Source organism: Tepidimonas sp. HKU78, from assembly GCF_049860815.1.
Lineage (GTDB): Bacteria > Pseudomonadota > Gammaproteobacteria > Burkholderiales > Burkholderiaceae_C > Tepidimonas.
The window spans coordinates 1,948,059-1,973,417 of the sequence record NZ_CP187547.1; the positions used below are offsets into that span (position 1 = coordinate 1,948,059).

The following is a 25,359-nucleotide window of genomic DNA, read 5'->3' on the forward strand; positions in this document are numbered from 1 at the left end:
CCATGAGCGCCGATCGCCGTGATCCCTTGGTCGCCATCCCCGCCCGGCGTGGGCCCCTGGCCGCGCTGGCCCACTGGGGCGAGTGGCTGCGCTTGACGGGCCGGGTGCTGGCGTGGGCGTGCATGGCGTCCAGCTACCGCGGCGCGCGCTGGCACGCGCTGGCCGAGCAACTGGTCGCCGCTGCCGTGCCCGCGGTGTGGTGGTATGCCGTGCTGTCGGCGCTGTTCGGGCAAGTGCTCATCCGTATCGTGGTCGTCACCGCCATCAGCTATGGGCTGACGCAGTATGCGGTCGAGATGGTGGTGCGGGTGCTGGTGCTGGAGCTCATTCCCCTGACGGCGGCGTTGTTCGTCTTGTTGCGCGTCACGGTGGGCCACGGGCGGGCGCTGCAAGCCCTGCGCGACGGCGGCACGTTCGATGCACTGCGCCGCGCTGGGCAGGATCCGCTGCGCGAGCTGGCCTTGCCGCGCGTGCTCAGTGGGGTGTTTGCCACGCTGCTGCTCGTGATGCTGAGCGCCGTGCTGGCGCTGGTGCTGGCCTATCTCAACCTGTACGGCTTCACGCCGTGGGCCCTGGCCCCCTACACGCGCGCCGTCGGACATGTCTTTTCGCCCGCGGTCGCGTTGATCTTCGTGTTCAAGACGCTGGGGTTTGCGCTGGCGATCTCGCTGGTGCCCATGGTGGCGGCGTTCGAGTCGTCGCCCCAGGGCGACGTGCGGGCGCTGGTGCGCACCGCCGCCGTTCTGTTGCTGGTGGAGCTGCTGTCGCTGATCGGCAACTATTATTGAGCCCATGAACCCGGTGTCCGACTCCCCGCCGCCAGCCCATGCCGATCGGGAGCCGCCCGCGATCGCGGCGGCCGTCGAGCGCCGCGCGCGCGGCCTGCTGGTGCTGCTGGGTGTGCTGCTGTTGGCCTCGACGCTGTATGTGCTGTACGCGCGTGGCGTGTTCGAGCCGACGCAGACCCTGGTGCTGACCGCCGACGACGCCGAGGGCGTGGCGGTGGGCATGGACCTGACGTTTTCGGGGTTTCCCATCGGGCGCGTGCGCCGCATCGAACTGGCCCCCGACGGGACGGTGCGCATCGTGATCGACGTGGTGCGGCGCGAGGCGCATTGGCTGCGCGAGGGCAGTGTCTTCACCATGGAGCGGGGGCTGGTCGGCGGTGTGCGCCTGCGGGCTTACACCGGTGTGCTGGAGGGGCCGCTGCTGCCCGACGGGGCGAAGCGGCCGGTATTGCGCGGCGACGCGCTGGCCGACTTGCCGCGCATGGTCAACACTGCGCGCGAGCTGCTGGAGCAGATCAAAGCCATGACCGCCGCCGACGCACCGCTCAACGCCAGTCTGCGCGAGCTGCAACAGCTGCTCGCCCGCGCCAACGGGCGCGAAGGGGTGTTGGGCGTGCTCATGGGCAACGATGCCGACCGCCAGCGCGTGACCGCAGCCGTGGACGATGTGCGACGCCTGTTGCAGCGCCTGCAAGGGGTGGCCGAGCGCGCAGAACGCCTGGTGCAGCAGGCCGATCAGCGCGTCTTTGGCGCGCAAGGGCTGGCCGACGACGTGCAGGGCGGTGTGCGGCAGGCGCGCGAGCTGCTGCTCGATTTGCGCGCCACGCTGCAGCGGGTGGATGCGGTGCTGGTCGAGGCGCAGGGTGTGGCGGCCAACGCGCGCACCGCCACCCAAGACCTGGACGCGCTGCGCGCCGAGGTCGAAACCACGCTGCGCCGCGTGGACGGCATGATCCTCGACATCCAGCGCCGCTGGCCGTTCGGCGCCAACCCGGAGCTGCGTCTGCCATGAGCCCGCGACAAGCCCCCTGGTCGATGCTGACCCGTTGGCTGGCCGTCGGCGTCATGGCCGCCCTGACCGGCTGTGCGGGCACGCCGCCGCCCGTTTGGCAGCTCGACGTGCGCCAAGCCGTCGAGCAGGCAATGGCCGCGACGCTGGCGGGTCAGGCAAGGGTGGCTCAAGCCCAGTGGCACCGGGCACTCCAGGCCGCCGCCGCCACCGGCCGCGCCGACGTGCTGGCCCACGTGGCGTTGTCGCGCTGCGCCATCGAGCAAACCGCGCTCGTGTGGGATGGGTGCGCCGCCGCGCAGCCCTACCTGCCCGATGCCAGCCCCGCGCTGCAGGCATACGCCGCGTGGCTCGCATGGCCCGATGTGCCCACGACTGCGCCGACCGTGACCGCGCTGCCGCCCGCCCACCAGCCCGTGGCCCAGCGGCTGCTCCAGGGGGCGCCTCCCGGTGAGTTGGTGCTGGCGTTGCAGTCGGTGCCCGACCCGCTCGCTCGGCTGGTTGCGGGCAGCGTCGTGTGGCGGGCAGGCCGGCTCGATGCGGCCGGCGTGGCCGTTCTGGTCGATACCGCTTCGGCGCAGGGCTGGCGGCGGCCGCTGGCGGTCTGGTTGGGGGTACAGGCCCGCCTGGCTGATGCCGCCGGGGACGCCGAGGCTGCGGCGCGTGCCCGTCGTCGGCAAGCATGGGTCCTGGGGCCAGAGGCGCCCCCGACGGACCAGGGGCGTTGAGCTCCCCGGGCCCCTGTGCAGCCCGCACTTGCGGCACAATCCGCGTGTGGCAACCTTTGCATTCGCCACGCCTTTTGGCTTTCTATCGTTTCAGTCGGCTGGTGTGACTCTGCCGCTGAACATACCTCCCCATCGGATCGTTCTTCATGAAAACCAAATACCACCTCAATAAGCGCTCCCCCCATCGTTTGGGGTCGTCCGCGTCGTCGGCAGCCACGGGTGGGTCGGTCATCGCGCTGGTCGATGAACGCTACTTGGTCTGGCTCGCGTCTCAGGTCACCGGAACGCAGCACAACACGCTGCAGCGCGGATCGCTGGCTGGCGTGCTGGCGCACCTGGCCCGGCTCGCGGGCGCCGAAGCCCCCTTGCTGCGCACGCTACTCTTCAGCGACGCGTCGCCGACCGAGCTGCACGACGACATCGTGGTGCGGCTGGTACCGCGACACTCGACCGACGGTGGGCTGTCGCTGGTGCGCGCGCTGGGGCAAGAGATCGTCCAGTTGGCGCGCCACGGCGCGGGCTGGCTGCTCGTCGCCAGCGATGACGAGCGCCTGATTCCCTATCTGGACGAAGCGCAGTCCTGGGGTGCGCGGGTGGTGCTGGTGGCGGATGACGCGGTGCACGACTTCGGCCACTTGTCGAAGGAAGACCCGAGCTGGGCCCGGCTGCTGATGCAGGCCGACCGCCGTGTGGCCGTGCCCATGGGCGCCTGGAGTGCGCTGACCACACCGGGTGTGGGCTACGCTGTGCCGCGCGCCAGCGGGGCAGAGGGCGACGACATCGATGCCGGCCAGCGCTCGGTGCCGCCCTCGCGCGCCCCGGCCGAGCCCGACGACCACTGGCGTGCGGAGATTTCGCGCATCATCCAGTCGTGGTGGGACGACGAGCCTGAAGACGGACGGCAAGAACTGGCCGATGCCATGCGCGGGCAGATCGGCGTGCCGCCCGAAGCCGACCGACGCATCCTGATGCGTGTGCGGCACGAACTGGGGCGCAACCTGACGTTCCCCGAAAAGCGCGCCATGCGTGAGATGGTGCGCGCCGTGGTGTTGGGCCAGCCCGACGCCGATACCGATGCGGCGCCGGCACCGGCGCTGGCCGCCGCCGCCGACTGACCGTCGTCGCTGTCGGCCATGTCCGATGATCGTGCCGCCGAAACGCAGCCGCAGCGGGCCAGCGACGAGGCGCAGGCGCTCGGGGCGGAACTGGCCGCTTGGTTCCAGACCCCGCCAGGGCGCTATCTGCTCGATTGGGAGCGCGCCCGGTTTGCCGACGCGGTCGCCGATGCGTTTGGATACCATGCGCTGCAACTGGGCCTGCCGCCACTGGACGCGCTGGCCAACAACCGCATGCCGCATCGCTGGCTGGCACTGCCCGAAGCGCCCGGCGGCGTTGCCTGGTCGACGGAGGGTGGCCCGGCCCGTCCGGTCGACCTGGTCACGCACGCGGCCGCGTTGCCGTTTCCAGCCGCCAGTCTCGACCTCGTGCTGCTGCCCCACACCCTGGAGCTCAGTGCCGACCCACATGCCGTGCTGCGCGAGGTCGAGCGCGTGCTGGTGCCCAACGGCCGCGTCATCGTCAGCGGCTTGAATCCCGCCAGCTGGTGGGGCATGCGGCAGTTCCGCGCGCATGCGGCGACGCGCCTGGGGTTAGGCCAGACGCGCCTGGCGCGGCTATACCTGCCGGAGGCGGGCGCCTTCATCGGCCCGTGGCGCTTGTGCGACTGGCTGCGCCTGCTCAGCTTCGAGGTCGAGGCCATCGAGCGCGGCTGCTACCGGCCCGCCGTGCGGTCCGAACGCTGGTTGCAGCGCTTCGATTGGATGGACCGGCTCGGGCCGCGCTGGTGGCCGCTTTTGGGTGCGGTTTATTTCATCGTGGCGGTCAAGCGCGTGCGCGGCATGCACCTGCTCGGGCCCGCGTGGCGGCCTACCCGCGCCGCCGCGGCGCCGGCGGTGGTGGCACGGCGCGACCGCGACACCCCGAGTTTGTCATGACCGAAGTCACCATCTACACCGACGGCGCCTGCAAGGGCAACCCCGGCCCCGGGGGCTGGGGGGCGCTGCTGCGCGCCGGTGGCACCGAAAAAGAACTTTGCGGCGGCGAGTCGCTGACCACCAACAACCGCATGGAACTGCGCGCTGTTATCGAGGCGTTGGCATTGCTCAAGCGCCCCTGCCACGTGCACGTTTATTTGGATAGCGAGTACGTGCGCAAGGGCATCACCGAATGGCTGCCCGGTTGGAAGGCCAAGGGCTGGAAGACCGCGTCCAAGCAACCGGTCAAAAACGCCGACCTGTGGCGCCAACTCGACGAGCTGGTGCACACCCGCGGGCACCGCATCGAATGGCACTGGGTGCGCGGCCACACCGGCGACCCGGGCAACGAGCGCGCCGATGCACTGGCCAATCGGGGGGTGCCGCGCTAGTGGCGGTGTTTGCCTCGGGTTTACACGCGAGCAACGTGGCTGGGCTACAGTTGAGACTCGCCGGCTGATACGGTTAGCCCTGCTCATTCACGGGAGATGCCCATGCCCCAGGTCCGTCCGCGCATCCATGCCATCGTGGCCGTCGTCGTGCTGGCCGTGGTAGCTGCGGCGGGCTGGTGGTGGCAGAGGATGCCTGCGGCGACGGCTGGCGCCGGGACGGCGGCGGGGTCGGCGGGTGGCGCGTCAACAGCGGCCGCTGGCGCCGCGTCGGGAGCCCCGCGTGGCGGCGCGGGCACAGGCTCTGGCCCGGGTGCCGCTGGTGGCCCCGGCCGCGGCGGGCCGCCAGCGGTGGAGGTGGCCATCGTGCAGGCGGTCCCGCTCGTGCAAGAGGCGCAGGCGGTCGGCACGCTGCTGGCGCGCCAGCGGGTGGCCATCCGGCCGGAGGTGGCCGGGCGCATCGTGGCCATCGGCTTCGTTGACGGCGCGCCTGTGCGCAAGGGGCAGGTGCTGTTCCAGCTCGACGACGCGCTGCAGCAGGCCGAACTGGCCCAGGCGCAGGCGCAACTGGCGGTGCAGCAGGCCAACCTGCGCCGCAACGAGGAGCTGGTGGCACAGGGGTTCGTGGCGCAGCGGGTGCTGGATGAGAGCCGCGCTGCGGTGCAGGTGGCGCAGGCGCAGGTGGCCTTGGCGCAGGCGCGGCTGCAGCGCATGCGGCTGTTGGCGCCGTTCGACGGCGTGGCGGGCATCCGCCAGGTGCACGTGGGGGAGTATGTGAAGGACGGCACCGAACTGGTGCACCTGGAGGACACCTCGCGCCTCGTCGTTGATTTTCGTTTGCCGGAGCGTTGGCAGCCGCAAGTGCGGTTGGGGCAGACGCTGCGCCTGCGCGTGGATCCCCGGCCCCAGCAGGACGTATTGGCGCGCGTGCAGGCCATCGACCCGGCGCTTGATGCCGACGGGCGCGCGCTCATCGTGCGCGCGCAGCTCGAGCAGGGGCAGCAGGGCCTGCAGCCCGGGATGTTCGCGCGCGTGGCGCTCGAGCTGGGGCGCGACCCCGCGGCGCTGATGGTGCCAGAGGAAGCCATTGTGCCGCAGGGGCAGCAGTTTTGGGTGTGGCGGCTGCGCCCGGCACAGGGCGACGCGCCGCCGCAGGCGGAGCGGGTGTCCGTGCGCCTGGGCGTGCGGCGCGACGGCCGCGTGCAGGTAACGGAGGGCCTGCAGCCCGGCGATACCATCGTCGTGGCGGGGCAGCAGCGGCTGCAAAAAGATGGCACCCCGGTGCGGGTGATCGACCCCAACCGGCCGCCGCGCGCGCCGCAGGCCGCGTCCTGACCCCCCGGGAGCTGCCCGATGCCACTGCCCGAAATCGCCATCCGCCGCCCGGTGTTTGCCACCGTGCTGTCGCTGTTGATCGTGCTCGTGGGCTGGGTGGCGTTCACCCAGCTGCCGGTGCGCGAGTATCCCAAGATCGACGAACCCGTGGTCACCGTCACGACGCGCTTGGCTGGCGCGTCCAGTGAGGTGATGGAGTCCACCGTGACCAAAGTGTTGGAGGACTCACTTGCCGGCATCGAGGGGGTGGACGTCATCACCTCGATCAGCCGCCCGGAGCAGAGCCAGATCACGGTGCGTTTTCGCCTGGAACGCGACCCTGATGCGGCGGCCGCCGAGGTGCGCGATAAGGTGGCTCGGGTGCGCGGGCGCCTGCCGCAGTCGGTGGACGAGCCCGTGGTGGCCAAGGTCGAGGCCGACGCCTTCCCCGTCATCTGGATTGCGCTGTCGTCCGACCGTTATTCGCCGCTGGCGCTGACCGATTTGGCCAACCGCATCGCCAAACCGGTGCTGCAAACCGCCACCGGCGTGGCCGAGGTGCGCGTCTTTGGGGAACGCCGCTTCGCCATGCGCGTGCGGCCCGACCCAGACCGCCTGGCCGCCTACGGGCTGACGGTGCAGGATCTGGAGGACGCGCTGCGCCGGGCCAACTTGGAGGTGCCCGCCGGCCGGGTCGAGAGCCAACTGCGCGAGTTCAACGTCACCGCCGCCACCGACCTGCGCAGCGCATCCGCCTTTGCCGACGTGGTCATCCGCACGGCGGGTGGGTTGCCGGTGCGCATCGGCGATGTGGCCGATGTTGCCGAAGGGGCAGCCGATGAACGCACGTCGGTTCGGCTCAACGGCCGCGATACGGTCTCGCTGGGCGTCATCCGCCAGGCGACGGCCAATCCGCTGGAACTCTCCGCCAGCGTGCGCGGGCTGCTCGAGCGCGTGCAGGGTGACCTGCCCGCCGGCGTCGACGTGCAGGTGGCCAACGACAACTCGGTGTTCATCGACCGCTCGATCCGCGCGGTGTACCAGACCATCCTCGAAGCAGTGGTGCTCGTGACGCTGGTGATCGTGCTGTTTTTGCGGACGTTGCGCGCATCGATCATTCCGCTCGTCACCATCCCGGTCAGCCTCATCGGCGCGTTTGCGCTGATGGCGCTGTTTGGCTTTTCCATCAACACCCTGACGCTGCTCGCGCTGGTGCTCGCCATCGGCCTGGTGGTGGATGACGCCATCGTCGTGCTGGAAAACATCCACCGCCACATCGAAGCGGGTATGACGCCGCTGGCGGCGGCGATCCGTGGCTCGCGTGAAATCGCCTTTGCCGTGGTGGCCATGACGTTGACGCTGGCCGCGGTGTATGCGCCGCTGGCGCTGACCCCGGGGCGCACCGGACGCCTGTTTGCCGAGTTTGCGCTCGCACTCGCCGGGGCGGTGCTGGTGTCGGGCTTCGTGGCGTTGACGCTGTCGCCCATGATGTGCGCCAAACTGCTGCGCCACCAGCAGCGACGCGGATGGTTTGACCGCAGCATGGAGCGCGTGCTGCAAGCGTTGGTGCATGGATACGGCCGCGCGCTGGACGTGGCGTTGCGCTGGCGCTGGGGGGTGGTGGGCCTGATGCTGGCCAGCGCTGCCGCCAGCGTGTGGTTGCTGCGCACCACCAAGCAAGAGCTCGCGCCGCTGGAGGATCGCGGCGTGATCCTGACCATCGTGAACGCCCCCGATGGGGCGACCGCTGCCTACACGTCGCGCTATGCGGCGGCCATCGAGCGCATCGGCAGCGACTACCCGGAGTTCGACCGCATCTTCGCGCTCATCGGCAACCCCACCGTCTCGCAAGCCACGGTTTTTTTCCGTGCCAAGCCGTGGGAGGAGCGCGAGCGCAGCACGCTGGCACTGGTGCGCGAGATGGCGCCGCGCATCGCTGCCGTACCGGGCGTGACGGCCTTCCCCATCACGCCGCCGTCGCTTGGGCAGGGGTTTCGCGAGCGGCCGGTCAACTTCGTCATCACCACCAACGACAGCTACGCCAGCCTGGCGCGCGTGGTGGCGGAGTTTCAGCGCCGCATGGCCGACTTTCCTGGCTTTTTGCAGGTGGACACCGACCTGCGCATGAACAAGCCCGAGCTGCGCCTGGAGGTGGACCGCGAGCGCGCCGCCGCTTTAGGGGTAAGTGTGGATGCCGTGGCGCGCACGGTCGAATCCATGCTGGGCGGGCGCGTCGTGGGCCGCTACAAGCGTGAGGGCGAGCAGTACGACGTGATCGTGCAGACCAGCGCCGACGAGCGCCGCGCCCCGCAGGACATCGAGCGCTTGTACGTGCGCGGGCGCAACCACACGATGGTGCCGCTGTCGGCCGTGGTGCGGGTGCAGGAAGTGGTCGCACCGCGCGAGCTCAACCACTTTGCGCAGCGTCGCAGCGCCACGCTCACCGCCAACCTGGCGCCCGACTTTGCACTGGGCGAGGCGCTGCGCACCATGGACCAGATCGCGCGCGAGGTGCTGCCCGAGGGCTACACCACCGACCTCAACGGTGCGAGCCGCGAGTTCCGCGCCGCCTCCGGGTCTCTGGCGGTGGTCTTCGTGCTGGCGCTGGTGTTCATCTACCTGGTGCTGGCCGCGCAGTTCGAGAGCTTTCTCGACCCCTTCATCATCATGCTGTCGGTGCCGCTGTCGATGCTGGGGGCGCTGGCGGCCTTGCGCTGGACGGGTGGCACGCTCAACGTGTTCAGTCAGATTGGCCTGGTGACCCTGGTAGGGCTGATTACCAAGCACGGCATTTTGATCGTGGAGTTTGCCAACCAGCTGCGCCAGCAGGGCTTGGCCCTGGGCGAGGCGGTGCGACGTGCGGCCGAGCTGCGCCTGCGCCCGATTCTGATGACCACGGGTGCGATGGTGCTGGGTGCGCTGCCGCTGGCGCTGGCCACCGGTGCCGGGGCCGAGAGCCGTCAGCAAATCGGCTGGGTCATCGTGGGCGGCATGAGCGTGGGCACGCTGCTGACGGTATTCGTCGTGCCCACGATGTATGTGCTGCTCGCGCGCCGCCGCGTCCCGGGGCCAGACCGGACGCCAGTGGCGGAGTCCGTGCTTACAGCACCTCGCTAGCAAAATCCGCCAGGCGCGAGCGCTCGCCGCGGGCCAGCGTCACGTGCCCCCCGTGCGGCCAGCCCTTGAAGCGGTCGACCACATAGGTCAGGCCGGACGAGCCCTCGGTCAGGTACGGTGTGTCGATCTGCGCCAGGTTGCCCATGCAGACCAACTTCGTGCCGGGGCCGGCGCGCGTGATCAGCGTCTTCATCTGCTTGGGCGTGAGGTTTTGCGCCTCGTCGATGATGACGTATTTGTTCAGAAACGTACGCCCGCGCATGAAGTTCAGGCTCTTGATCTTGATGCGGCTGCGGATCAGATCTTGCGTGGCTGCGCGGCCCCAGTCGCCGGCCGGGCTTTGGCCGCCCTTGGCCAGAAACTCCAAGTTATCATCGAGCGCGCCCATCCAGGGGCCCATTTTTTCTTCCTCGGTGCCGGGCAAAAAGCCGATGTCCTCACCCACGCTGACCGTGGCGCGTGTCATGATGATTTCGGTGTAGCGCCGCTCGTCCAGCACCTGGCTCAGGCCCGCGGCCAGCGCCATCAGCGTCTTGCCGGTGCCCGCGGTGCCGGCCAGGGTGACGAAGTCGATCTCCGGGTCCATCAGCAGGTTGAGGGCGAAGTTTTGCTCTCGGTTGCGCGCGGTCACGCCCCAGACTGCGCTCTTGAGGTGTGTATAGTCGCGCAGCGTGCGCAGCACGGCCGACTTGCCGCGCAACTCGACCACCCGTGCGTACAGCGGCGGCTCACCCGGTGCTTCGTAGTACACGAACTGGTTCAGGTAGAGCTGCTCGGCGATCGGCCCCGAGATGCGGTAGAAGGTATGCCCACCCTGCTGCCAGCTCTCCACCGTCTTGCTGTGGCGGCTCCAGAAGTCGGTCGGCAATGCCAACATGCCACTGTAGAGCATGTCAGCATCGTCGAGCGTCTTGTCGTTTTCGTAGTCCTCGGCGGCCAGACCCAGGGCGCGCGCCTTGATGCGCATGTTGATGTCTTTCGACACCAGCACGACGTCGCGCTCGGGGTGGCGCTGGGTGAGCGCCTGCACCACCGACAAAATCTGGTTATCCGCTTTGCCCTGAGGAAGATCGGCGGGCAGCGCGTGCGGCAGCAGCTCGGTCTGGAAGAACAGGGTGCCGCTGGCCTCGGTGTTGCCGAGTGCGGACAGGGGAAGTCCGGCGCGGATGTCACCGTTGGCACAAGCGGCCAGTGCGTCCAGCGAGCGGCTGGCCTGGCGCGCGTTGCGCGCCACCTCGCTCATGCCCTTTTTGTTGTTGTCCAGCTCTTCCAGCACGATCATCGGCAGGAAGATGTCGTGCTCCTCGAAGCGAAACAGGCAGGACGGGTCGTGCATCAGCACATTGGTGTCGAGCACGAACAACCGGCGCCGACCGTCGGACGCCGCCCGCCGGCGGGTCGGCGAGCGCCGCGTGGCCTCCCGCTGCGCGCGCGCGGGTAGGGCGGTCTGGGGGGGCGCCGCTGGCGCGGGGGGGGCCACGGCGACACTTGCGGTAGCAATCGCGTCAGCGCCTGGGGCCTCAGCCGGGGTCTCGGCTCGCACGGCGCCGGTGGAGCGACGCCGACCCCGCCCGGTTCGGGCCGTGGGCGTCATGGCCGATGCGTCTGCCGCCAGGGGGGGCGGCGGCGTCACCTGCGGCTCTTCAGCGGGCGCATCGTCGGCTGCGGGGGTGGCGGTGGCGGAGAGTTTTTTGAGGTCGACGCGGTCGGCCTTGCGGCGTGGTGGAGGTGGCAAAGGCATACGGCGATGATGCCAGAAAAATCGCGTCGCCTCCCGCTTGATATCTCTTGTCTCATACCCATCTGCCCACCAGGCGCTACCCGATTTGCGGGCACTTGATTTTGCGCGGCAGCCTGTTGCCGCCGCCAGATTGGCGTCGTCTCGACAACAGCAACAACGGAAGGATCGACGATGAAAACCTCACTCAAAACCCTCAAACCCAGCCACCTCGCGCTCGCGGCTGCGCTGGCCTTTGGCGGCGCCTCGGCCTATGCAGCCGATGCGGCACCCGCCGCCACCAAGCCAGTGCCCGGCGCCAACGCCGATGTCCAGACCCAGGCGCGCAAGCAGACCGAGGGCGGCAAGTCCGGCAGCGGCTGGTTAGCCAACGCCACCCAACGTTGATCGAGGAGCCCCATCATGACGGATAACCTTGTGAAAACGTCCGACGACGGCGTCACCCAAAACGCCTCCGTCTCCCTGATCCAGACGAACTGGAAGTGGCTGGCGCTGCGGGGCGTGCTGGCGCTGCTGTTTGGCGCCATTGCGCTGTGGTCGCCGCTGGCGGCCGTCTACGCGCTGACCTTCGTCTTTGGTGCTTATGCGCTCGCCGACGGTGTGTTGTCGGTGGGCCTGGGCATCCATCACGCGCGCCAGAAGACCGACCGATGGTGGTCCTGGGTGCTGCGTGGCGTGATTGGCATCTTCGCTGGCATCGTGGTGGTCGTCGTGCCCTGGGCGGCGGCCATGGCGCTGGTCGTCTTCAACTGGGTGCTGCTGTCGCTGTGGGCGATCGCCACCGGCGTCTTCGAATTTTCTGCCGGCCGTCGCCTGCAGCGCGAAGGCGGCCGAGGCTGGATCCTGATGCTCAGCGGCGCCATCAGCGTCGCCCTCGGCGCTGCCGTTCCGGTCGTGCTGGCCTTGTATCCCGATGCCGGCATGGTGACCATGGGCCTGATGATGGGTGTATACGCCCTGATCGCGGGCGCCCTGTTGCTGGCTTTGGCGCTCCGACTGCGCAAGAGCGCCTGAGCGTCCGGCAAACCCGAACGCAGGGCTGAGCGTCCCGCACCGGTTCAGGGCGACCGACTCAGCCTTGCGTCGACTCGACGCTTCCGAAAGCAACCCTAGAGAAAGAGAAACACAACATGACCGAACTCGATTCATTGACCCAAGACCTGCAGTCCGCGTTTGGCGGCGCAGGAGCCCCTGTTTTGTCCATTTATGCGGACATCAACCCCGCACGCCCTGAAAACGCGGGCCGCGCGTGGGCCAAGCGCATCAAAAACGCCCTCAAGGACCTGCCCGAAATCCGCGACGCTCACGGCAAGCGCGACACGCCGCTGTATGACGAAGTCCTGGCGCTCATCGACGAGGAACGGCCGGCTGCACGCACGCTGGCGCTGTTTGCCACTCGCGGCTTGCGCGGCCGTCTGGTCGTGCGCCGCATCGACCTGCAGCTGGATCTACCGGTGGTCGACCTGGCCCAGGGGCGCGTGGAAGCGCGCTGGGGCGAGCCGTATCTGACGCCCATTTTCTTCGCCGCGGACGAATACGAGCGTGGCGGTGTGCTCCATCTCGAAGGCGCGAAGTGGCGCTTTTATGAGTTGTTCCTGGGCGAGTTGCGTGAAGACACCGCCGTATTCGCCGACATCAGCGCCGACGAATGGCGGGAGCTCAAAGATCTGGCCGAGCGCATCGAAAACGCCGCAGCGCTGCGCCGTGCGCACACGGGTGGCAGCTTCGACAAGCTCTCGCCGAAAGAGCGCGAAGCCGCGAAAGTCAGCACCTGGATGCACAAGCTCTACACGCGCCTCGCCCAGGCGCTCGACAAGACGGTCGACCGCTTGGGCGTCGAGCGCCTCGTCCTCATGGGCGAACCGTGGCAGGTGTCGCATTTCGAGGGTTACCTCAGCCGCGGCCTGCGCAACCGGGTGGTCGCTCGCGTGCCCCAGCCCGGCAACGCATCGAACCCGACACCGGCCGACTTGCTCGAACGTGTGACGCCGGCCCTCGAAGCAGCCGAACGTCAGGCCGAATTGGCGCTGCTGGAACGCATCAAGGAGCAGCCGGGCGTCTGGGGTCTGGACCCCGTGCTCGACGCGCTGCAACTGGGCCGTGTGGAAACGCTGGTGCTGCCCTGGGCGCTGGATGCACGCATCTGGCGCTGCCCTGAGGGCGCTGTGGGCGGCACGGCAGAAATGGCCAAACTCTTTTGCGACCAGCCGCAGGAAGTGGCTTTGCGCGACCATGTCTGGCAGCTCGCGCGCGACTATGGCGCGCGCCTCGAGTTCGTTCGTGGTGAGGCCGAGGGCCGACTGCTGCGTGACTTCCAAGGCGCGGCGGCCTCGCTGCGCTGGTAAGCTCGGCGGCGTTCCTCTAATCCACCGAGATCACCATGAGAATCAAACTCCATTACGAAGGCACCTCGGCGCAGGATGCGCCGGGCTGGGCCCACGCCCTCGAGGCGCAGATGTCCAAGCAGCTCCAGCCTCTGCTGATCAAGCACGGCGCTGAGGACAGCGTGCTGCACGCGACGCTGGGCAAGCCCAAGCGGGGCGGCAAGGCTTTTACCGTGCGGCTGCACATGCACCTGCCGGGCAAGAAGATCATCGCTGCGAGCGCCGAGGGCGCTGACCCGGTCGTCGCGAGCGAAGCCGCGATGGCGCGCCTGTTTCGCGAAGCCAAGAAGCACTTTGAGCTCCTGCGCGGCCAGGATCAGTACAAGCGCAAGGCGCGCCGCGAGCGGCTGCATGCGCTCAAGGAACAGATCGCCGCGCTGCCCGAAGCCGTGGCGACGCAGGCGCAACAGGGCATCGAGGCGTTGCTGCAACGCCTCGAAGCAGTGGCGCGCCGTGAACTTGCCTACTTGCGCGCCGTCGGCGACCTGCCCTCGGACTACCCGACCGTGCGCGATGTCGTCGACGAGGCCGCCGCCGCGACCAAAGCCGCGTGGCAGCCCGGTGCGGACCCAGACGCGGTCTATCGGCAACTGCTGAAGAACCTCTTCAAGGCCATCGACCGCGAGGTCGCCGCCAGCCGCCCATACGGCGAGGCCGTCTCGCTCGACGCTCCGGTGCCGACGGACGCGCAGGACGACGCCGAGTCGATGGTCGAAGAAGAACTCTACGAGTACTACCAACCGGATGACACGCTCAGCATCGCCGATGTGCTGCCGGAGATGGTCGAGGCTGCTGCCGAGAGCACCGATCAACCCGCCACCGCCGAGCGGGCTGGCGAACAAGCCTACGTGGTCGATGTGCTCAAAGACCTGCCGGTGGCGTGGCGCCGCGCCTTGCTGCTCGCCGAACTCGACGCGCTGGCCCATGCCGCCATTGCCGAAGTGCTCGATACCTCCGAGCGCAGTGTGGTCGGCTGGATCGAGCTGGCGCAGAGCTTCGTCGAGGCGCGCCTCGAAGATGCAGGCATTGTTCGGCCCACCGGCGAAGGCCGGGTGCGGCTGACCCTGTGGTTGCAGGGTGGTGGTCGATGAGCCGCTGACACGCTGAGCGATCGCCTCTGGGTCAGTCACGGTCGACCATGCCTATCCTTGACGGAAATACCTGGACCCTGAGCGCCCTGGTGGCTTCGGCCATCGTGGCGCCCTTCTTTATGGGCCACGCGCTGCTGCACAAGCGCGAGCCGCGCTCGGCCACGCTGTGGCTGATCGTCATCGCCGTGCTGCCCCTGGCGGGATCGACGCTCTATCTCCTGTTTGGAATCAATCGCATCGAGCGACGGGCGCGGCGTCTGCGGGGTTCGGTACACCGTGGTGCCGTGGCCGCGCAGCCCAGCCATGATACGCCGCCTCCCGTTCCGCTCACGTTTAAGGAACCTCTGCACTACCCCGCCCACTCGTTCGTGGCGACGAGTTCAGGGTCAATATCGTTTCGTAGGATGGGATCGAAACAGATGCTGAACGGTTCTTGGGCTCCAGCAAGCCCCTTCGTGGGCCCTCTGCAGCCTCATCCGGCCCCAGTGAGCCCACTGCGGGCGCACTTATCCCGTCGCAGCCAGCAAGGCTTTGCGCGCCAGCCACAGATTGACCAGCGCAAACAGGACGTTGAGCTGCGCGCCGTTCTTGGCCAAGCCTCGATAGGGCGTCTTGCGGTAGCCAAACTGGCATTTGAGTACCCGAAACGGATGCTCACCCTTGGCACGAATGCGCGCCTTGGTGCGTTCCAAGGCATCCATCACCTGGCCAAGAAAAGTGCGCTTGTCCAATGCCCGGCGCTTGCCCGGCCGCATGGCCACGTGCCAAGCGACTTGCTTGCCCTGGTTTTCCGCTCGCTTGTCCACTCCCTGATAGCCCGCATCGGCAAAGACGTCGGTCTCTTGCCCGTGCAAGAGCCGATGCGCCTGCGTCACATCCGAGACGTTGGCAGCGGTGGCCACCACCGTGTGTACCAGCCCTGTCTCGGCGTCGACCCCAACGTGCGCTTTCATGCCGAAGTACCACTGGTTGCCCTTCTTCGTCTGGTGCATCTCAGGGTCGCGCTCACGGCGGGCGTTCTTGGTCGAGCTGGGAGCAGCAATGAGCGTGGCATCCACGATGGTGCCGCTCTTGAGCATGAGGCCACGCTCGGTCAGGATGCGATTGACCGTCTCGAGGATACGCTGGCTCAGGCCGTGTTGCTCCAGCAGGTGGCGAAAGCGCAGGATGGTGCTCTCATCCGGCACGACATCCACCCCCAGGTCCAGACCAACAAAGCTCGCCAGCAGCGGCGTGTCGTACAAGGCTTCCTCCACCGCCGGGTCCGACAGACCAAACCACTGCTGCAAAAAATGAATCCTCAGCAGCTTCTCTACCGCAAAGGGTGGCCGCCCACCCTTGGGACCCGCCTTCGGCGCATACGGCTCGATGAGTGCGACCAACTCTGCCCACGGCACCACACGGTCCATCTGCTCCAAAAACGCACGCTTGCGGGTGCGCTTGGCGCGCAGCTCAAAGCCCGTATACATCGGCGCCTCCAGACTCATCTGCTTCATGTCGCTATTGTCCCATCCCGGCAGTCTGGCAGGAAGGTTTTGCAGACCTTCCCAAGGAGTGGAAATCGGCGATGAACCAGTTCGCGATACCCCCGGCGGCCGCTCCCGCGGAGGCTGGACCACCAAAATTCATATGGCTGCCGCGGATTCCCGCTGCGCGTTAGCCTTCTCGCTTTCGCCGGGCCAGGCGGGCGATGCCCCAGCCGGTCGCGCCCTGCTGCATGCCCTGCCACCCCTGCCCGCGCGCTGCCATCTGGTCATGGATCGCGCCTACGAGGGCAATGAAACCCGGCAGCTCGCGCCGGATCTGGGCCTGGATCCGGTCGTGCCCCCGCATCCGCTGCGGGCCCAGCCATGGGCGTACAACACCGAGATCTACAAGCGCCGCAACGAAATCGAGCGCCTGTTCCGCCGTCTGAAAGGGTTCCGCCGCATCTTCAGCCGCTTCGACAAGCTCGACGTCATGTTCGCGGCCTTCATCCACTTCGCACTGATCGTCGAATCGTTGCGATAGTGTTAACAGGCCCTAGGGGACGGGGGGGTTCGCCACCTCGTGGGCGAAGTGAGCGGGAGCGTGTTGCAAATGGCGAGAAGTCTGGCATCAGCCGCGCCAAGGTGTACCGCAAGCTGCAGTAGCGCGAAAGGGGCCCGGTGCCCGCTGTATGCAAGACTGACAGCGACCCAGTGAGGGCTTGTACGCCCGCTGTATAGCAGGCTGCATCAGGGCGCTGTCAATGTCAATCCATGTTGCCGAAAAATGGCCAGCAATTCGCCCGAGCTGCGCAGTTGCTGCATAGCTGCCTCAAGCGCTTGGCCGAGTTCCTTGTGGCTAGCCTTGATAGCCATACCTACGGGCCAGCCGCGATCCAGGATATTGCCCAGCACCAGCTCAGTGAGCTGGAAGTGTGCCGGCCGCGGGTTGAGTGTAGCTAGCACCGATTCGGCCTGCGCCCGTGTAATGTATGCGGCAGCAGCCTTGCCCTCGACAACCTGCTGTGCGGCTGCAGGCCCACTGATCTGTATGGACACTTGATCGCGCAGCATACCTCCACGATAGCCCATGAGCAGACTGGCCTGCGCCGTGCCCCGTTCGACCGCCACTGGCAACCCTTTGAGGTCCTCCGGCCCGCGGATCCCGGCCAGCCAGTGTGTGTCAAACAGCAGAACCGGCACCTGTCGCATGTAGGGCGCAAAGATCAATACTTGTGGGTTCTCGTTCATTAAGAAACGGTCCACCGGTACCTGCAGCATCACGTCGGCCGGCCCGTAGCCTAAATAATGTCCGCGCCAGACCATGTTGCGCAGATCATCGTTCATGTTCTCGCCAGCATCAAAGGGCAGCAGCGACAGTGACACCCCGAGCTGCCGTGCCAGTGCCTGCGCCAGGCTGACATCCAGCCCAGTCATCGCACCCGCCGGACCGGAGGAGAACGGGGGGTTGTCCTTGTAAACGGCAACCTTGAGCACACCATTTGCCCGGACGCGGGCAAGGTCAGTGAGCTCCTGCGCCTGCAAGGTAGGCGCAAAGGGCATCAGGGGTAGAAGACTCACCGCAGCCAGACAGCGGCGGCGCAGGCGATCGGAGGTTTTTAGGTTGTCGGGTCTCGGCGGCATGAGGGCTGTCTCTCCACTATCTGTTCTAAGGGGTTGGCCTCAGCGGCTCTCAGGGCTCGCGGCGCGTTTCGATGTAGGTGCGGATCGCCCAGATGGCTTCCTGCGTAAGCGTGCCCTCGAAAGGGGGCATGTATACGCGACCGTCGCGTACACGGCCGCTGCGCACGGTGGCCACGAAAAAGGAGTCCATTTCCTTGAAGCAGGCTTGCTGCTTCGCCTTGTCGGCTAAGCCGATGCAGTCGCTGTCGAACTTTCGTAGGTCGGGGGCGATGCCGCCCGAGATGGCCTCCAGACCATGACAACGGGCACAGTTCTGATTGTAGGCCGAGGCACCGATACGCACCGCCTCGCTGCGCGCCGGGCTGGTCTGGTCGTACGGATTGGCATCGAGCCACTTTGCACCCAATTTCGGCAGCGTGCTGGTGTCCACCGCCTGCGGCACCACGTCGCCGTGAGCGAAGACGATCGCAGCGACGCCGGTGGCCAGACCGAATGCGAGTGAGCTGCGCAGAACGCGTCGAAGCAGGCGGGAGCAGTGGGTGTTCATGGGGTTTGTCTCCGTGTACAAGTTGGGTGAAAAACGTTCTCGTGCCACTTTGCAAAAAGCTTGCCACCGCCGGTCTGCGACGCGCGATAACCGTCAACGCCACATTTCACAGGTGACGGTGCTCCAAATTGCAACACTACGTGTCAAGCGACACGAAGATTTGACCCCCTGACGACATCTGGAATTGACCCCCGGGTTAATCAACTCTCTGACGTGATCGGGGTGGGGGCAGCGGCCTTGTGCAGAAGGCCGCTGCGGCGCTTGTCGCGCAGCCGATAGCTGTCGCCCCGGATCGTGATGACCTGGCTGTGGTGCAGCAGCCGATCGAGGATGGCGGTGGCGGCGACCGCGTCGCCAAACACCTGCCCCCATTCGCCAACCGGCCGGTTGCTGGTGATCAGCATGCTGGCCCGCTCATAGCGCCGCGACACGAGCTGGAAGAACAGGTGCGCGGCCGCCGGCTCAAGTGGCAGGTAGCCCAGTTCATCGATGATCAGCAGCTTGGGCTTGGAGAGCTGCAACAGCTTCTCCTCGAGCCGGCCATCGGCGTGCGCCTTCGTCAGCCCGGCCATCAGCGCCGCCGCCGAGGTAAAGAGCACCGTGTAGCCGCGATCCACCGCTTCGCGCCCGAGGGCAATCGCCAGGTGCGTCTTGCCCACGCCGGGCGGGCCGAGCAGCAACAAGGCCTGACCGTGGCCGATCCAGCGCCCGGTGGCCAGATCCCGGATCTGCCCCGGATCGATCGAGGGCTGGGCGTCGAAGTCGAAGCCGTCGAGCGTGCGCACGCACGGGAAGCGGGCGAGCTTCATGCCCATCTGGATGCGCCGCGTGTCGCGCCGGGCGACCTCGCGCTCAGCCAGGAACAGCAGCGCCTCGCGCAGCGTCATCTGCGCCCGGCCGGCTTCGTCGAGCAGGCTGTCGAGCTGATCGCGAATTGCCGTCAGCCGCAGCCGGGTGAGCAGTTCGTCGAGTCGGTCGGTATCGATCATCACCAGCCTCCTCCGACGAGCGCTTCGTATTCGGCCAACGGACGCAGCAGCGCATCGGTGGGCGGCGGCACTTCGATTGCGGCCGGCGGCGGTGACCCACCCAGCAGATGGCTACGCTCGATGCTGCGCCCGCGACTGCCGCGCAGCTGCGCGTGGCGGGCCACTTCCTCACCGGCGTACTCGACCACCACCGTGTCGGCGCTGACGATGACTGTCACCGTCTCGCCGATCAAGCGCCACGGCACGCTGTAGGCGTTGGTGTCCAGTTCGATGCAGCCCTCGGCATTGACCCGGCGCACGAGCTCGCGCACCTGCAGGAAGGGGGCGATGCCGGCGATCGGGCGCAGATGCGCACGCTCCAACTCGAAGCGCTCAGCGGGCGTGACGCCCGTCGTGCCGTGGATGCGCACATCGGCCACCTCGCGCTGCCAGCGCGCCAGGTGCGCCTGCATCGCCGCCCAGCTCTCGAAGGCGTGACCGGCGATGGCGTTGTTCTTCACGTAGCCCACGCCGTTCTCGGTCTTGCCCTTGGTGCGGGCGCGAAACGGCGCGCACGCCCGGGCTGCGATGTCCCAGTGGCGGCAGAACGCCTCAAAGCGGCTGTTGAGCCGAACCTGGCGCGTGGGCGTGTCGTGCTTGTCGACCAGTGCCTTGGCATTGTCGATGAGGAGCGTCTGCGGCCGTCCGCCGAAGTGGGCGAACGCCGCCTCGATGCCAGCGAACCAGGCGCTTTGGCGCTCGTGGCGGAATGCGCAGGCAAACCCCTTGCGTGAGTAGCCCAGTGTGGCCACAAAGAGGAACACCCGTACCGACTCGCCGCCGATCATCACGCGCGTCTGCCCAAAGTCGATCTGCATTTGCTCACCCGGCGCGGTCTCGAAGCGGATCGTCGCACGGCGACTCGCTTCGAGTTCCTGGCGGAACCCTCGGCACGCGCGCTCGACCGTGCGCAGGCTCGTGTCGATCCCAAGCTCCTTGCTCAACTGCTGACGCACCACGTCGCAGTTACCCCGGTGCTGCAGGAAGCGCTCCCGCAGCCATGCTTCATGACCGACCAAAACGCCGGTGCGCTGTGGCCGCTTATACGGCACCGGCCCACCCGCGTTCAGATACCGCCGCACCGTGTTGCGCGCGACGCCCAACGTCCTGGCGATCCGCTTCGCGCCCCACCCCGACTGCCCCAAGCGAACGATCGTCGTGATCGCTTCCGGCTCCAACATCTCCTGCACTCCGCAAACCACACGGCGCACAGGATCTACCTCAATGTGCTTCGTTTCCAACGATGGCCTCCTTGCGAACGAGGGGGTCAGTTCCTCGTGTCGCTAGGGGGTCAATTTACGGTGTCGCCTGACACTACGTGACGCCCCGCTGTGCCCGTGTGGCCGAGTCCTTACGCAGGTGTTGGGGGAGATCACAGGGTTTCTACCGATGGCCGTCGAATTGCTTGTAACCGCTTGTGCTACCTCGGTACAGACCGTTCCGTCACGGGGCGCCCGACGGTTGACGTACAACCGAGATCTGAAGATAATTGCATGACATCGATAAATAGCAGTGCAGACCCGTTGGCCATGGATAATCCGATGCGGGAGGCATCGTAGGCCATGGACTACTGGGTGGGTCTTCCACCAGACCCAGGAGACAACATGACAGCCGCGACGCAAACCCCGGGTCCGGTTCAACAGGGCCCGTTGTTTTCACTAGGCGGCCCAACGGCCGACCTAATCAGCCGGTCACACCGGCGTTCGGCCTCGTTCGGCCTGCGCGAGAACGACAACCCCGATTTCTCCAGCCCACTGCGCGGTGACCTGCGCGATGCGTTGGATGAAAACCGCTTCCTGTTCCAGCATGCGGCCCCTGTGATGGAGACGCTGTACGGCCAGATCGCCAATACCCACAGCATGGTCATACTGACCTCGGCCAGCGGCATGGTGCTTCACACGCTGGGAGACAACGACTTTCTGGAAAAGGCTTCGCGCGTGGCCCTGACCACCGGCGCCGACTGGTCCGAGCGTAGCAAGGGCACCAATGCCATCGGCACCGCGCTGGAGGAAAAGGAAGCGCTCACTGTGCACGGAAGCCAGCATTACCTCAACGCCAACAAGTTTCTTGCCTGCTCGTGCTCGCCGATTTTCGACCCCTATGGTGAGGTGATCGGTGCGTTGGACGTGACCGGCGACCACCGCAGCTTCCAACAGCACACGCTGGCGCTGGTGCGCATGTCGGCCCAGATGATCGAGAACCACATGTTTGCGGACGTCTTCCACAAGGACATCCGCATCCACTTCCACACGCGCTCCGAGTTTCTGGGCACGCTCGTTGAAGGCATCGCAGTCTTTTCGCGCGAAGGGCGCTTTATCGCGGCCAATCGCAGTGCGCAGTTCCAAATCGGCCTGTCGGTGTCGGCCCTCAAGGCCCACACTTTCACTTCGCTATTCGGTATCCCGATCTCGTCGCTGTTCGAAATGTTTAGTGGCACCATGCCCATGCCCAAGCAACTGGTGCTGCACAACGGGGTGACTGTCTGGTGCCGTGTCAAGCTCAAGGCGCCGTCTCTCTGGTCTTTTGGCCGCGGCGACACCGCTGCGCCTGTCACGCCCGCGGTGGAGGCGCTTGCGCCGTCAGCGCCCCCGCGGAAAGATTTGGCAATGCATCACACCCAGCCGCGCAAGCCGCGCATGTCTACGTTTCATTACCTCGATACCGGTGATCCGAAGGTGGCCGCCGTCATTCACAGGCTTCGGATGGTGTCTGGCAAGGACATCCCGATCATGATCCTGGGCGAGACAGGTACCGGCAAGGACGTGCTCGCGCAGGCCATCCACTACGAATCGCCGCGTGCGGGCCAGCCCTTCGTCGCGATCAATTGCGCCGCGATTCCCGAGACACTGATCGAGTCGGAACTTTTCGGCTACGAGGAAGGCGCTTTCACCGGGGCGCGCAAGAAAGGCGCAGTCGGCAAGATCCTGCAGGCCAACGGGGGCACCCTGTTCCTCGACGAGATTGGCGACATGCCCAAGCACCTGCAGGCGCGCCTCCTGCGCGTGCTGCAGGAGCGCCGCATCAGCCCACTGGGTGCCGGCAAAGAAGTGGAAGTCGATATCGCGGTCATCTGTGCTACGCACAAAAACATCAAGGAGATGATTGCGCGCGGTGACTTCCGTGAGGACCTTTACTATCGCCTCAACGGTCTGGTGGTGCGCCTGCCGGCGCTGCGCGACCGTAGCGACTTCGAAGTGGTAGTGCGCAAGGTTCTGCTGTCGCTGTGCGAGAACGGTCAGACCGTTGGGCTTTCGCCGGAGGTGATGGACCTGTTCAAGCGCTACCACTGGCCTGGCAACATCCGTCAGTTGCATAACCTATTGCGCACCGCAGTGGCCATGGTCGGTTGCAGTGGCAACATTGAGCTGGCTCACCTGCCCGACGATTTTCTCGAAGAGCTGCAATCGACACCGCCGAGCCATCCGCTGCCTGCGGGCACGAAGCATTTGTCATCCTCTACGGCACTGCCGGTCTCGCCGACCGATCTGACCGCCGCCGTCCAAACAGATGGCTTGCGGTTGCAGGACGTGACCATCACCGCCATGGCTCAGATGCTGCGCCTGCACAAGGGTAATGTGTCGGCGGCCGCCAAGGCACTGGGCGTCTCGCGCAACACCATCTACCGCAAGCGGGACCAGCTACCGCCCGACGTCCTGCGGAGCTGAGACAGGCCCGGGGCCGCGTTCCATCCATATCGGCTCGAGTTCGCGCCAGGCCCGCTGGGCATTGAGGCCCTGGCGTTCGGCATATCCCGCCCAGCTGGTATAAGCGGGCAAGGCGAGACTGTCTGCCTCATGAGCTTGTTTGCCGATATCCATGGCTTCCAGCACAGCGGCGCGCAGATCAGCAAGGTATTGCCGCGTGGAGACCAGCGCTGGCGGTAGCGCGTCGGGCTCAGTTGCCACCGACACGGTCTTGCCCACCACCACCATCGGACGAAGCTCAGCCACCCGGTCCAGAGCGGCCAGCCAGCCGTCCACACTGCCCTGGGCGAGTTCAGGCAAGCGCTGACCATACACCAAGCCACCAACCCACAGCAGGCGCAGCCGAGGCTCCCACAACAGCAGGTCACCATCCGTATGACCCTTCTCGGTGGGCAGCACTTTCAGACGGTACGGTCCCAGGCGTAGCACTTCCCCTTCGCCCAAGATGCGTGAAGGCAGCACGATGTGCGTATCCGCCATGGGCACCTCGCCCAACCGGGCGGTGAGGCTGGCCAGGCAGTCCGAACAGCGTTGCGCCATGGCCGCGCGGGTGGTCGCGTTGGCGAGGATTTCCAGCCGCCCGCGGGCTAGGCGATCAGCAAAAGCCGCATTACCAAGCACGTTCTCGGCATGAGCGTGGGTGTTGATGATCCAGCGCACTTGGGCACCGAAACGGCAGGCCACCGACCGGCGCACGCGCAGGCCATGCGCACGGCTGGGGCCTGGATCGATCACCAGGGCCTGCCTGCCGTGCACGATTACCGTGGTCGGCACGACATGGCCGGCGTTGGTTGGACCGATCTCGCCATCGACTGCGGGCGGCCAGACCCACACGCCCGGCGCCAGCGCCTGCCACGGAAGCTCATCCCTGCAGTTGGCGCGGGCTGCCGACGGCAGCGTGCACGACAGCATCGTCAGCAGGGCCGCCACGCACGGCCAGGGTAGGCACCAGTGCGCGGCCATGCGCCTCATGCGCCGCCCCTTACCACGGCGCGTAGCGCCGCCACCAACGCGGGCTCGTGGCCCAGGTGGCCAGCCAGTGGCAGCCTAAGCCGACCGCCTACCGCTGCCCAACGATGGCTGTTGGCCGGTGGGCAGACGGCATCGCAGCGGCCGTGCACCCATTCGATGGGCACACCCTGCTGCGTGAGCTCTCGCACCGCCCGGTCGAGTTGCCCCGGTCGCACGAAACCGCGGTGGCGCAGGTAGTGGACCTGAATGCGGTATTTGCGCAGGGCGGCGTGGTCGGCCGGCAAGCGGCGCGGCTGCCGGGCCTGGGCCTGCGCGCTACGCAAGCGCCGGTGCAACACGGCCCACTCCCGGTGAATGGCCGCTGCCAGCGCGAGATCACCATCCAGCCGCGCTAGGCGCTCGCTTCGTTTCATCCCATGCTCGGCCAACCCTGCTTCCAGCACCGCCCAGCGACGGGTGACGCGCAGCGCTGCAACACCGAGTGTTCCAGTTTGAAGCACCTGCGCTAGGCGACGCAGTGCCACGGGCAGTGGCGTACCCACCTGAATGGGCCAAAACGGCTCGTTGCCCAGGCGCTGTCGGGTCTGCGGCGTGGGCAGCAACAAGCCACCAATCTCGCGCCAGCGCAGGGCAAAAGCCCCACGCAGCACCAGGCGCTGCACACGCTGGGGGTGCCGCTGCGCATAGGCCAGCGCCAGCACCGTGCCCCAGGATCCGGCCAGCACGGCCCAGCGCTCTAGGCTCAGGTGCACGCGCAAGGCCTCCAGATCGGCAACGAGAGCCTGTAGGTGGTTGCCCCGCGTGCTGCCGCGCGGGCGGCTGGCTCCGCTGCCGCGTTGGTCGGGCACGATGGCGCGCTGGCAGTGCAGGTCCAGCGGTGTCACAAGGCCGGGCTGTGCTCCACTGCCCGGGCCGCCGTGCAGCACCAGCCACGGCTCGCCAGCTGCGGCACCCAGTCCGCGCCAAGCGATGCGGTGACAGCGCCCGACCGGCAGGAGGCTCGGTGGCGACCAGATCACTGGCGTGGGGTTTTCCCTAGGCGGATCCGAGGTGGCACAGATATTGCGATACATTGGTGCTGCTCGTGATGCTGTTGAGCAGTCGGGCAGCAATCACTTTCCGTGCCAACCTTCTTCTGGAGACACATATCATGCAATGGACCACTCCCGCTTTTACTGATCTGCGCTTCGGGTTTGAGATCACCATGTACATCGCTAACCGGTAACCCTCCTTTCTGCGTCGCTGGCTTGCCTTCTAGTCCGACGGGAAAGATGGGGGAAGCGTCCCCTGTGGCCCGGCAGGGCCGGCCTCAGGGGCGCCTGCGACAGGGCTCTGCAGACCGGCGTCGAGTGCGGATTCCGATGTTTGGCATGTTTCGCTTCTCTTGCGGCGCTTGGTACCGCTCTC

General features: G+C 67.0%; 23 protein-coding genes and 1 pseudogene. 16 read left to right on the plus strand and 8 right to left on the minus strand.

Features of this window, described 5'->3' with window-relative positions; all coding sequences use genetic code 11:
* Positions 1-2 precede the first annotated feature (2 nt).
* From ACPYIS_RS09725 to ACPYIS_RS09760, 8 genes are all read left to right on the plus strand, one after another.
* Positions 3-788 (plus strand): MlaE family ABC transporter permease, encoded by a 786-nt coding sequence (locus ACPYIS_RS09725; RefSeq protein ID WP_299018771.1) that lies wholly within the window; start codon positions 3-5, stop codon positions 786-788.
* 4 nt (positions 789-792) lie between these two features.
* On the plus strand, positions 793-1,800 hold the full coding sequence (locus ACPYIS_RS09730) for an MlaD family protein (protein ID WP_424859414.1): 1,008 nt from the start codon (positions 793-795) through the stop codon (positions 1,798-1,800).
* Positions 1,797-2,525 carry a hypothetical protein gene (locus ACPYIS_RS09735; RefSeq protein ID WP_424859413.1) on the plus strand — a complete coding sequence of 243 codons (729 nt, stop codon included), beginning with the start codon at positions 1,797-1,799 and terminating at the stop codon, positions 2,523-2,525. The genes ACPYIS_RS09730 and ACPYIS_RS09735 overlap by 4 nt, the downstream gene beginning before the upstream one ends.
* 146 nt (positions 2,526-2,671) lie before the next feature.
* A complete protein-coding gene (locus tag ACPYIS_RS09740) occupies positions 2,672-3,640 on the plus strand; it encodes a hypothetical protein (RefSeq protein ID WP_424859412.1) in 969 nt (322 codons plus the stop codon).
* Between the two features lie 90 nt (positions 3,641-3,730).
* Positions 3,731-4,519, plus strand: coding sequence for a class I SAM-dependent methyltransferase (locus ACPYIS_RS09745; protein WP_314225983.1), 789 nt, complete (start codon positions 3,731-3,733; stop codon positions 4,517-4,519).
* On the plus strand, positions 4,516-4,950 hold the full coding sequence (gene rnhA / locus ACPYIS_RS09750) for a ribonuclease HI (RefSeq protein ID WP_424859411.1): 435 nt from the start codon (positions 4,516-4,518) through the stop codon (positions 4,948-4,950). The genes ACPYIS_RS09745 and rnhA overlap by 4 nt, the downstream gene beginning before the upstream one ends.
* 102 nt (positions 4,951-5,052) lie before the next feature.
* Positions 5,053-6,282: an efflux RND transporter periplasmic adaptor subunit gene (locus ACPYIS_RS09755; protein ID WP_424859410.1), complete on the plus strand. Its 1,230-nt coding sequence runs from the start codon at positions 5,053-5,055 to the stop codon at positions 6,280-6,282.
* 18 nt (positions 6,283-6,300) lie between these two features.
* Positions 6,301-9,378 carry an efflux RND transporter permease subunit gene (locus ACPYIS_RS09760; RefSeq protein WP_424859409.1) on the plus strand — a complete coding sequence of 1,026 codons (3,078 nt, stop codon included), beginning with the start codon at positions 6,301-6,303 and terminating at the stop codon, positions 9,376-9,378.
* Here the strand turns inward: ACPYIS_RS09760 and ACPYIS_RS09765 are convergent.
* Entirely contained in the window at positions 9,362-11,119 is a 1,758-nt protein-coding gene (locus tag ACPYIS_RS09765; RefSeq protein WP_424859408.1) for a PhoH family protein, read from the minus strand. The genes ACPYIS_RS09760 and ACPYIS_RS09765 overlap by 17 nt on opposite strands.
* Positions 11,120-11,290: 171 nt before the next feature.
* Between ACPYIS_RS09765 and ACPYIS_RS09770 the strand changes: the two genes are divergently transcribed.
* The 5 genes and pseudogenes from ACPYIS_RS09770 to ACPYIS_RS09790 form a co-directional block, all read left to right on the plus strand.
* A complete protein-coding gene (locus ACPYIS_RS09770; protein WP_299021092.1) occupies positions 11,291-11,503 on the plus strand; it encodes a hypothetical protein in 213 nt (70 codons plus the stop codon).
* Positions 11,504-11,518: 15 nt separating this feature from the next.
* Positions 11,519-12,130 carry an HdeD family acid-resistance protein gene (locus tag ACPYIS_RS09775; RefSeq protein WP_299021090.1) on the plus strand — a complete coding sequence of 204 codons (612 nt, stop codon included), beginning with the start codon at positions 11,519-11,521 and terminating at the stop codon, positions 12,128-12,130.
* Positions 12,131-12,246: 116 nt separating this feature from the next.
* A complete protein-coding gene (locus tag ACPYIS_RS09780) occupies positions 12,247-13,461 on the plus strand; it encodes a VLRF1 family aeRF1-type release factor (protein ID WP_299021087.1) in 1,215 nt (404 codons plus the stop codon).
* A gap of 35 nt (positions 13,462-13,496) precedes the next feature.
* Positions 13,497-14,591: a hypothetical protein gene (locus ACPYIS_RS09785; protein WP_299021085.1), complete on the plus strand. Its 1,095-nt coding sequence runs from the start codon at positions 13,497-13,499 to the stop codon at positions 14,589-14,591.
* A 119-nt stretch (positions 14,592-14,710) separates the two neighbouring features.
* A pseudogene (locus ACPYIS_RS09790) lies at positions 14,711-14,806 on the plus strand (PLDc N-terminal domain-containing protein); the annotation flags it as partial.
* A 291-nt stretch (positions 14,807-15,097) separates the two neighbouring features.
* Here ACPYIS_RS09790 and ACPYIS_RS09795 read toward each other — a convergent pair.
* Positions 15,098-16,087 (minus strand): IS5 family transposase, encoded by a 990-nt coding sequence (locus ACPYIS_RS09795; RefSeq protein ID WP_066708478.1) that lies wholly within the window; start codon positions 16,085-16,087, stop codon positions 15,098-15,100.
* Here ACPYIS_RS09795 and ACPYIS_RS09800 point away from each other — a divergent pair.
* The gene (locus tag ACPYIS_RS09800) at positions 16,086-16,601 is read left to right on the plus strand and encodes an IS5 family transposase (RefSeq protein WP_424894598.1); all 516 of its coding nucleotides are present in this window, start codon (positions 16,086-16,088) and stop codon (positions 16,599-16,601) included. The two genes, ACPYIS_RS09795 and ACPYIS_RS09800, sit on opposite strands and share 2 nt — an antisense overlap.
* Before the next feature lie 206 nt (positions 16,602-16,807).
* On the opposite strand, the gene ACPYIS_RS09805 is transcribed toward ACPYIS_RS09800, so the two are convergent.
* The 4 genes from ACPYIS_RS09805 to istA all read right to left on the minus strand — a co-directional run bounded on the left by ACPYIS_RS09805 (position 16,808) and on the right by istA (position 20,457).
* Positions 16,808-17,701 carry a substrate-binding periplasmic protein gene (locus ACPYIS_RS09805; RefSeq protein WP_425973519.1) on the minus strand — a complete coding sequence of 298 codons (894 nt, stop codon included), beginning with the start codon at positions 17,699-17,701 and terminating at the stop codon, positions 16,808-16,810.
* Between the two features lie 49 nt (positions 17,702-17,750).
* Positions 17,751-18,248 (minus strand): cytochrome c-550 PedF, encoded by a 498-nt coding sequence (gene pedF / locus ACPYIS_RS09810; RefSeq protein ID WP_424894600.1) that lies wholly within the window; start codon positions 18,246-18,248, stop codon positions 17,751-17,753.
* Positions 18,249-18,448: 200 nt separating this feature from the next.
* Positions 18,449-19,237, minus strand: coding sequence for an IS21-like element helper ATPase IstB (gene istB, locus ACPYIS_RS09815; RefSeq protein WP_211669398.1), 789 nt, complete (start codon positions 19,235-19,237; stop codon positions 18,449-18,451).
* Positions 19,237-20,457, minus strand: coding sequence for an IS21 family transposase (istA, locus tag ACPYIS_RS09820; protein WP_211669397.1), 1,221 nt, complete (start codon positions 20,455-20,457; stop codon positions 19,237-19,239). The genes istB and istA overlap by 1 nt, the downstream gene beginning before the upstream one ends.
* A 423-nt stretch (positions 20,458-20,880) precedes the next feature.
* On the opposite strand from istA, the gene ACPYIS_RS09825 reads away from it, so the two are divergent.
* On the plus strand, positions 20,881-22,941 hold the full coding sequence (locus tag ACPYIS_RS09825) for a sigma-54-dependent Fis family transcriptional regulator (protein WP_424894601.1): 2,061 nt from the start codon (positions 20,881-20,883) through the stop codon (positions 22,939-22,941).
* On the opposite strand, the gene ACPYIS_RS09830 is transcribed toward ACPYIS_RS09825, so the two are convergent.
* Together ACPYIS_RS09830 and ACPYIS_RS09835 are read right to left on the minus strand one after the other, a co-directional pair.
* Positions 22,915-23,910: an MBL fold metallo-hydrolase gene (locus ACPYIS_RS09830; RefSeq protein WP_425973521.1), complete on the minus strand. Its 996-nt coding sequence runs from the start codon at positions 23,908-23,910 to the stop codon at positions 22,915-22,917. The genes ACPYIS_RS09825 and ACPYIS_RS09830 overlap by 27 nt on opposite strands.
* 38 nt (positions 23,911-23,948) lie before the next feature.
* A complete protein-coding gene (locus ACPYIS_RS09835; RefSeq protein ID WP_424894603.1) occupies positions 23,949-25,025 on the minus strand; it encodes an alpha/beta fold hydrolase in 1,077 nt (358 codons plus the stop codon).
* A gap of 77 nt (positions 25,026-25,102) precedes the next feature.
* On the opposite strand from ACPYIS_RS09835, the gene pqqA reads away from it, so the two are divergent.
* The gene (pqqA, locus tag ACPYIS_RS09840; RefSeq protein WP_068167214.1) at positions 25,103-25,177 is read left to right on the plus strand and encodes a pyrroloquinoline quinone precursor peptide PqqA; all 75 of its coding nucleotides are present in this window, start codon (positions 25,103-25,105) and stop codon (positions 25,175-25,177) included.
* Positions 25,178-25,359 lie beyond the last annotated feature (182 nt).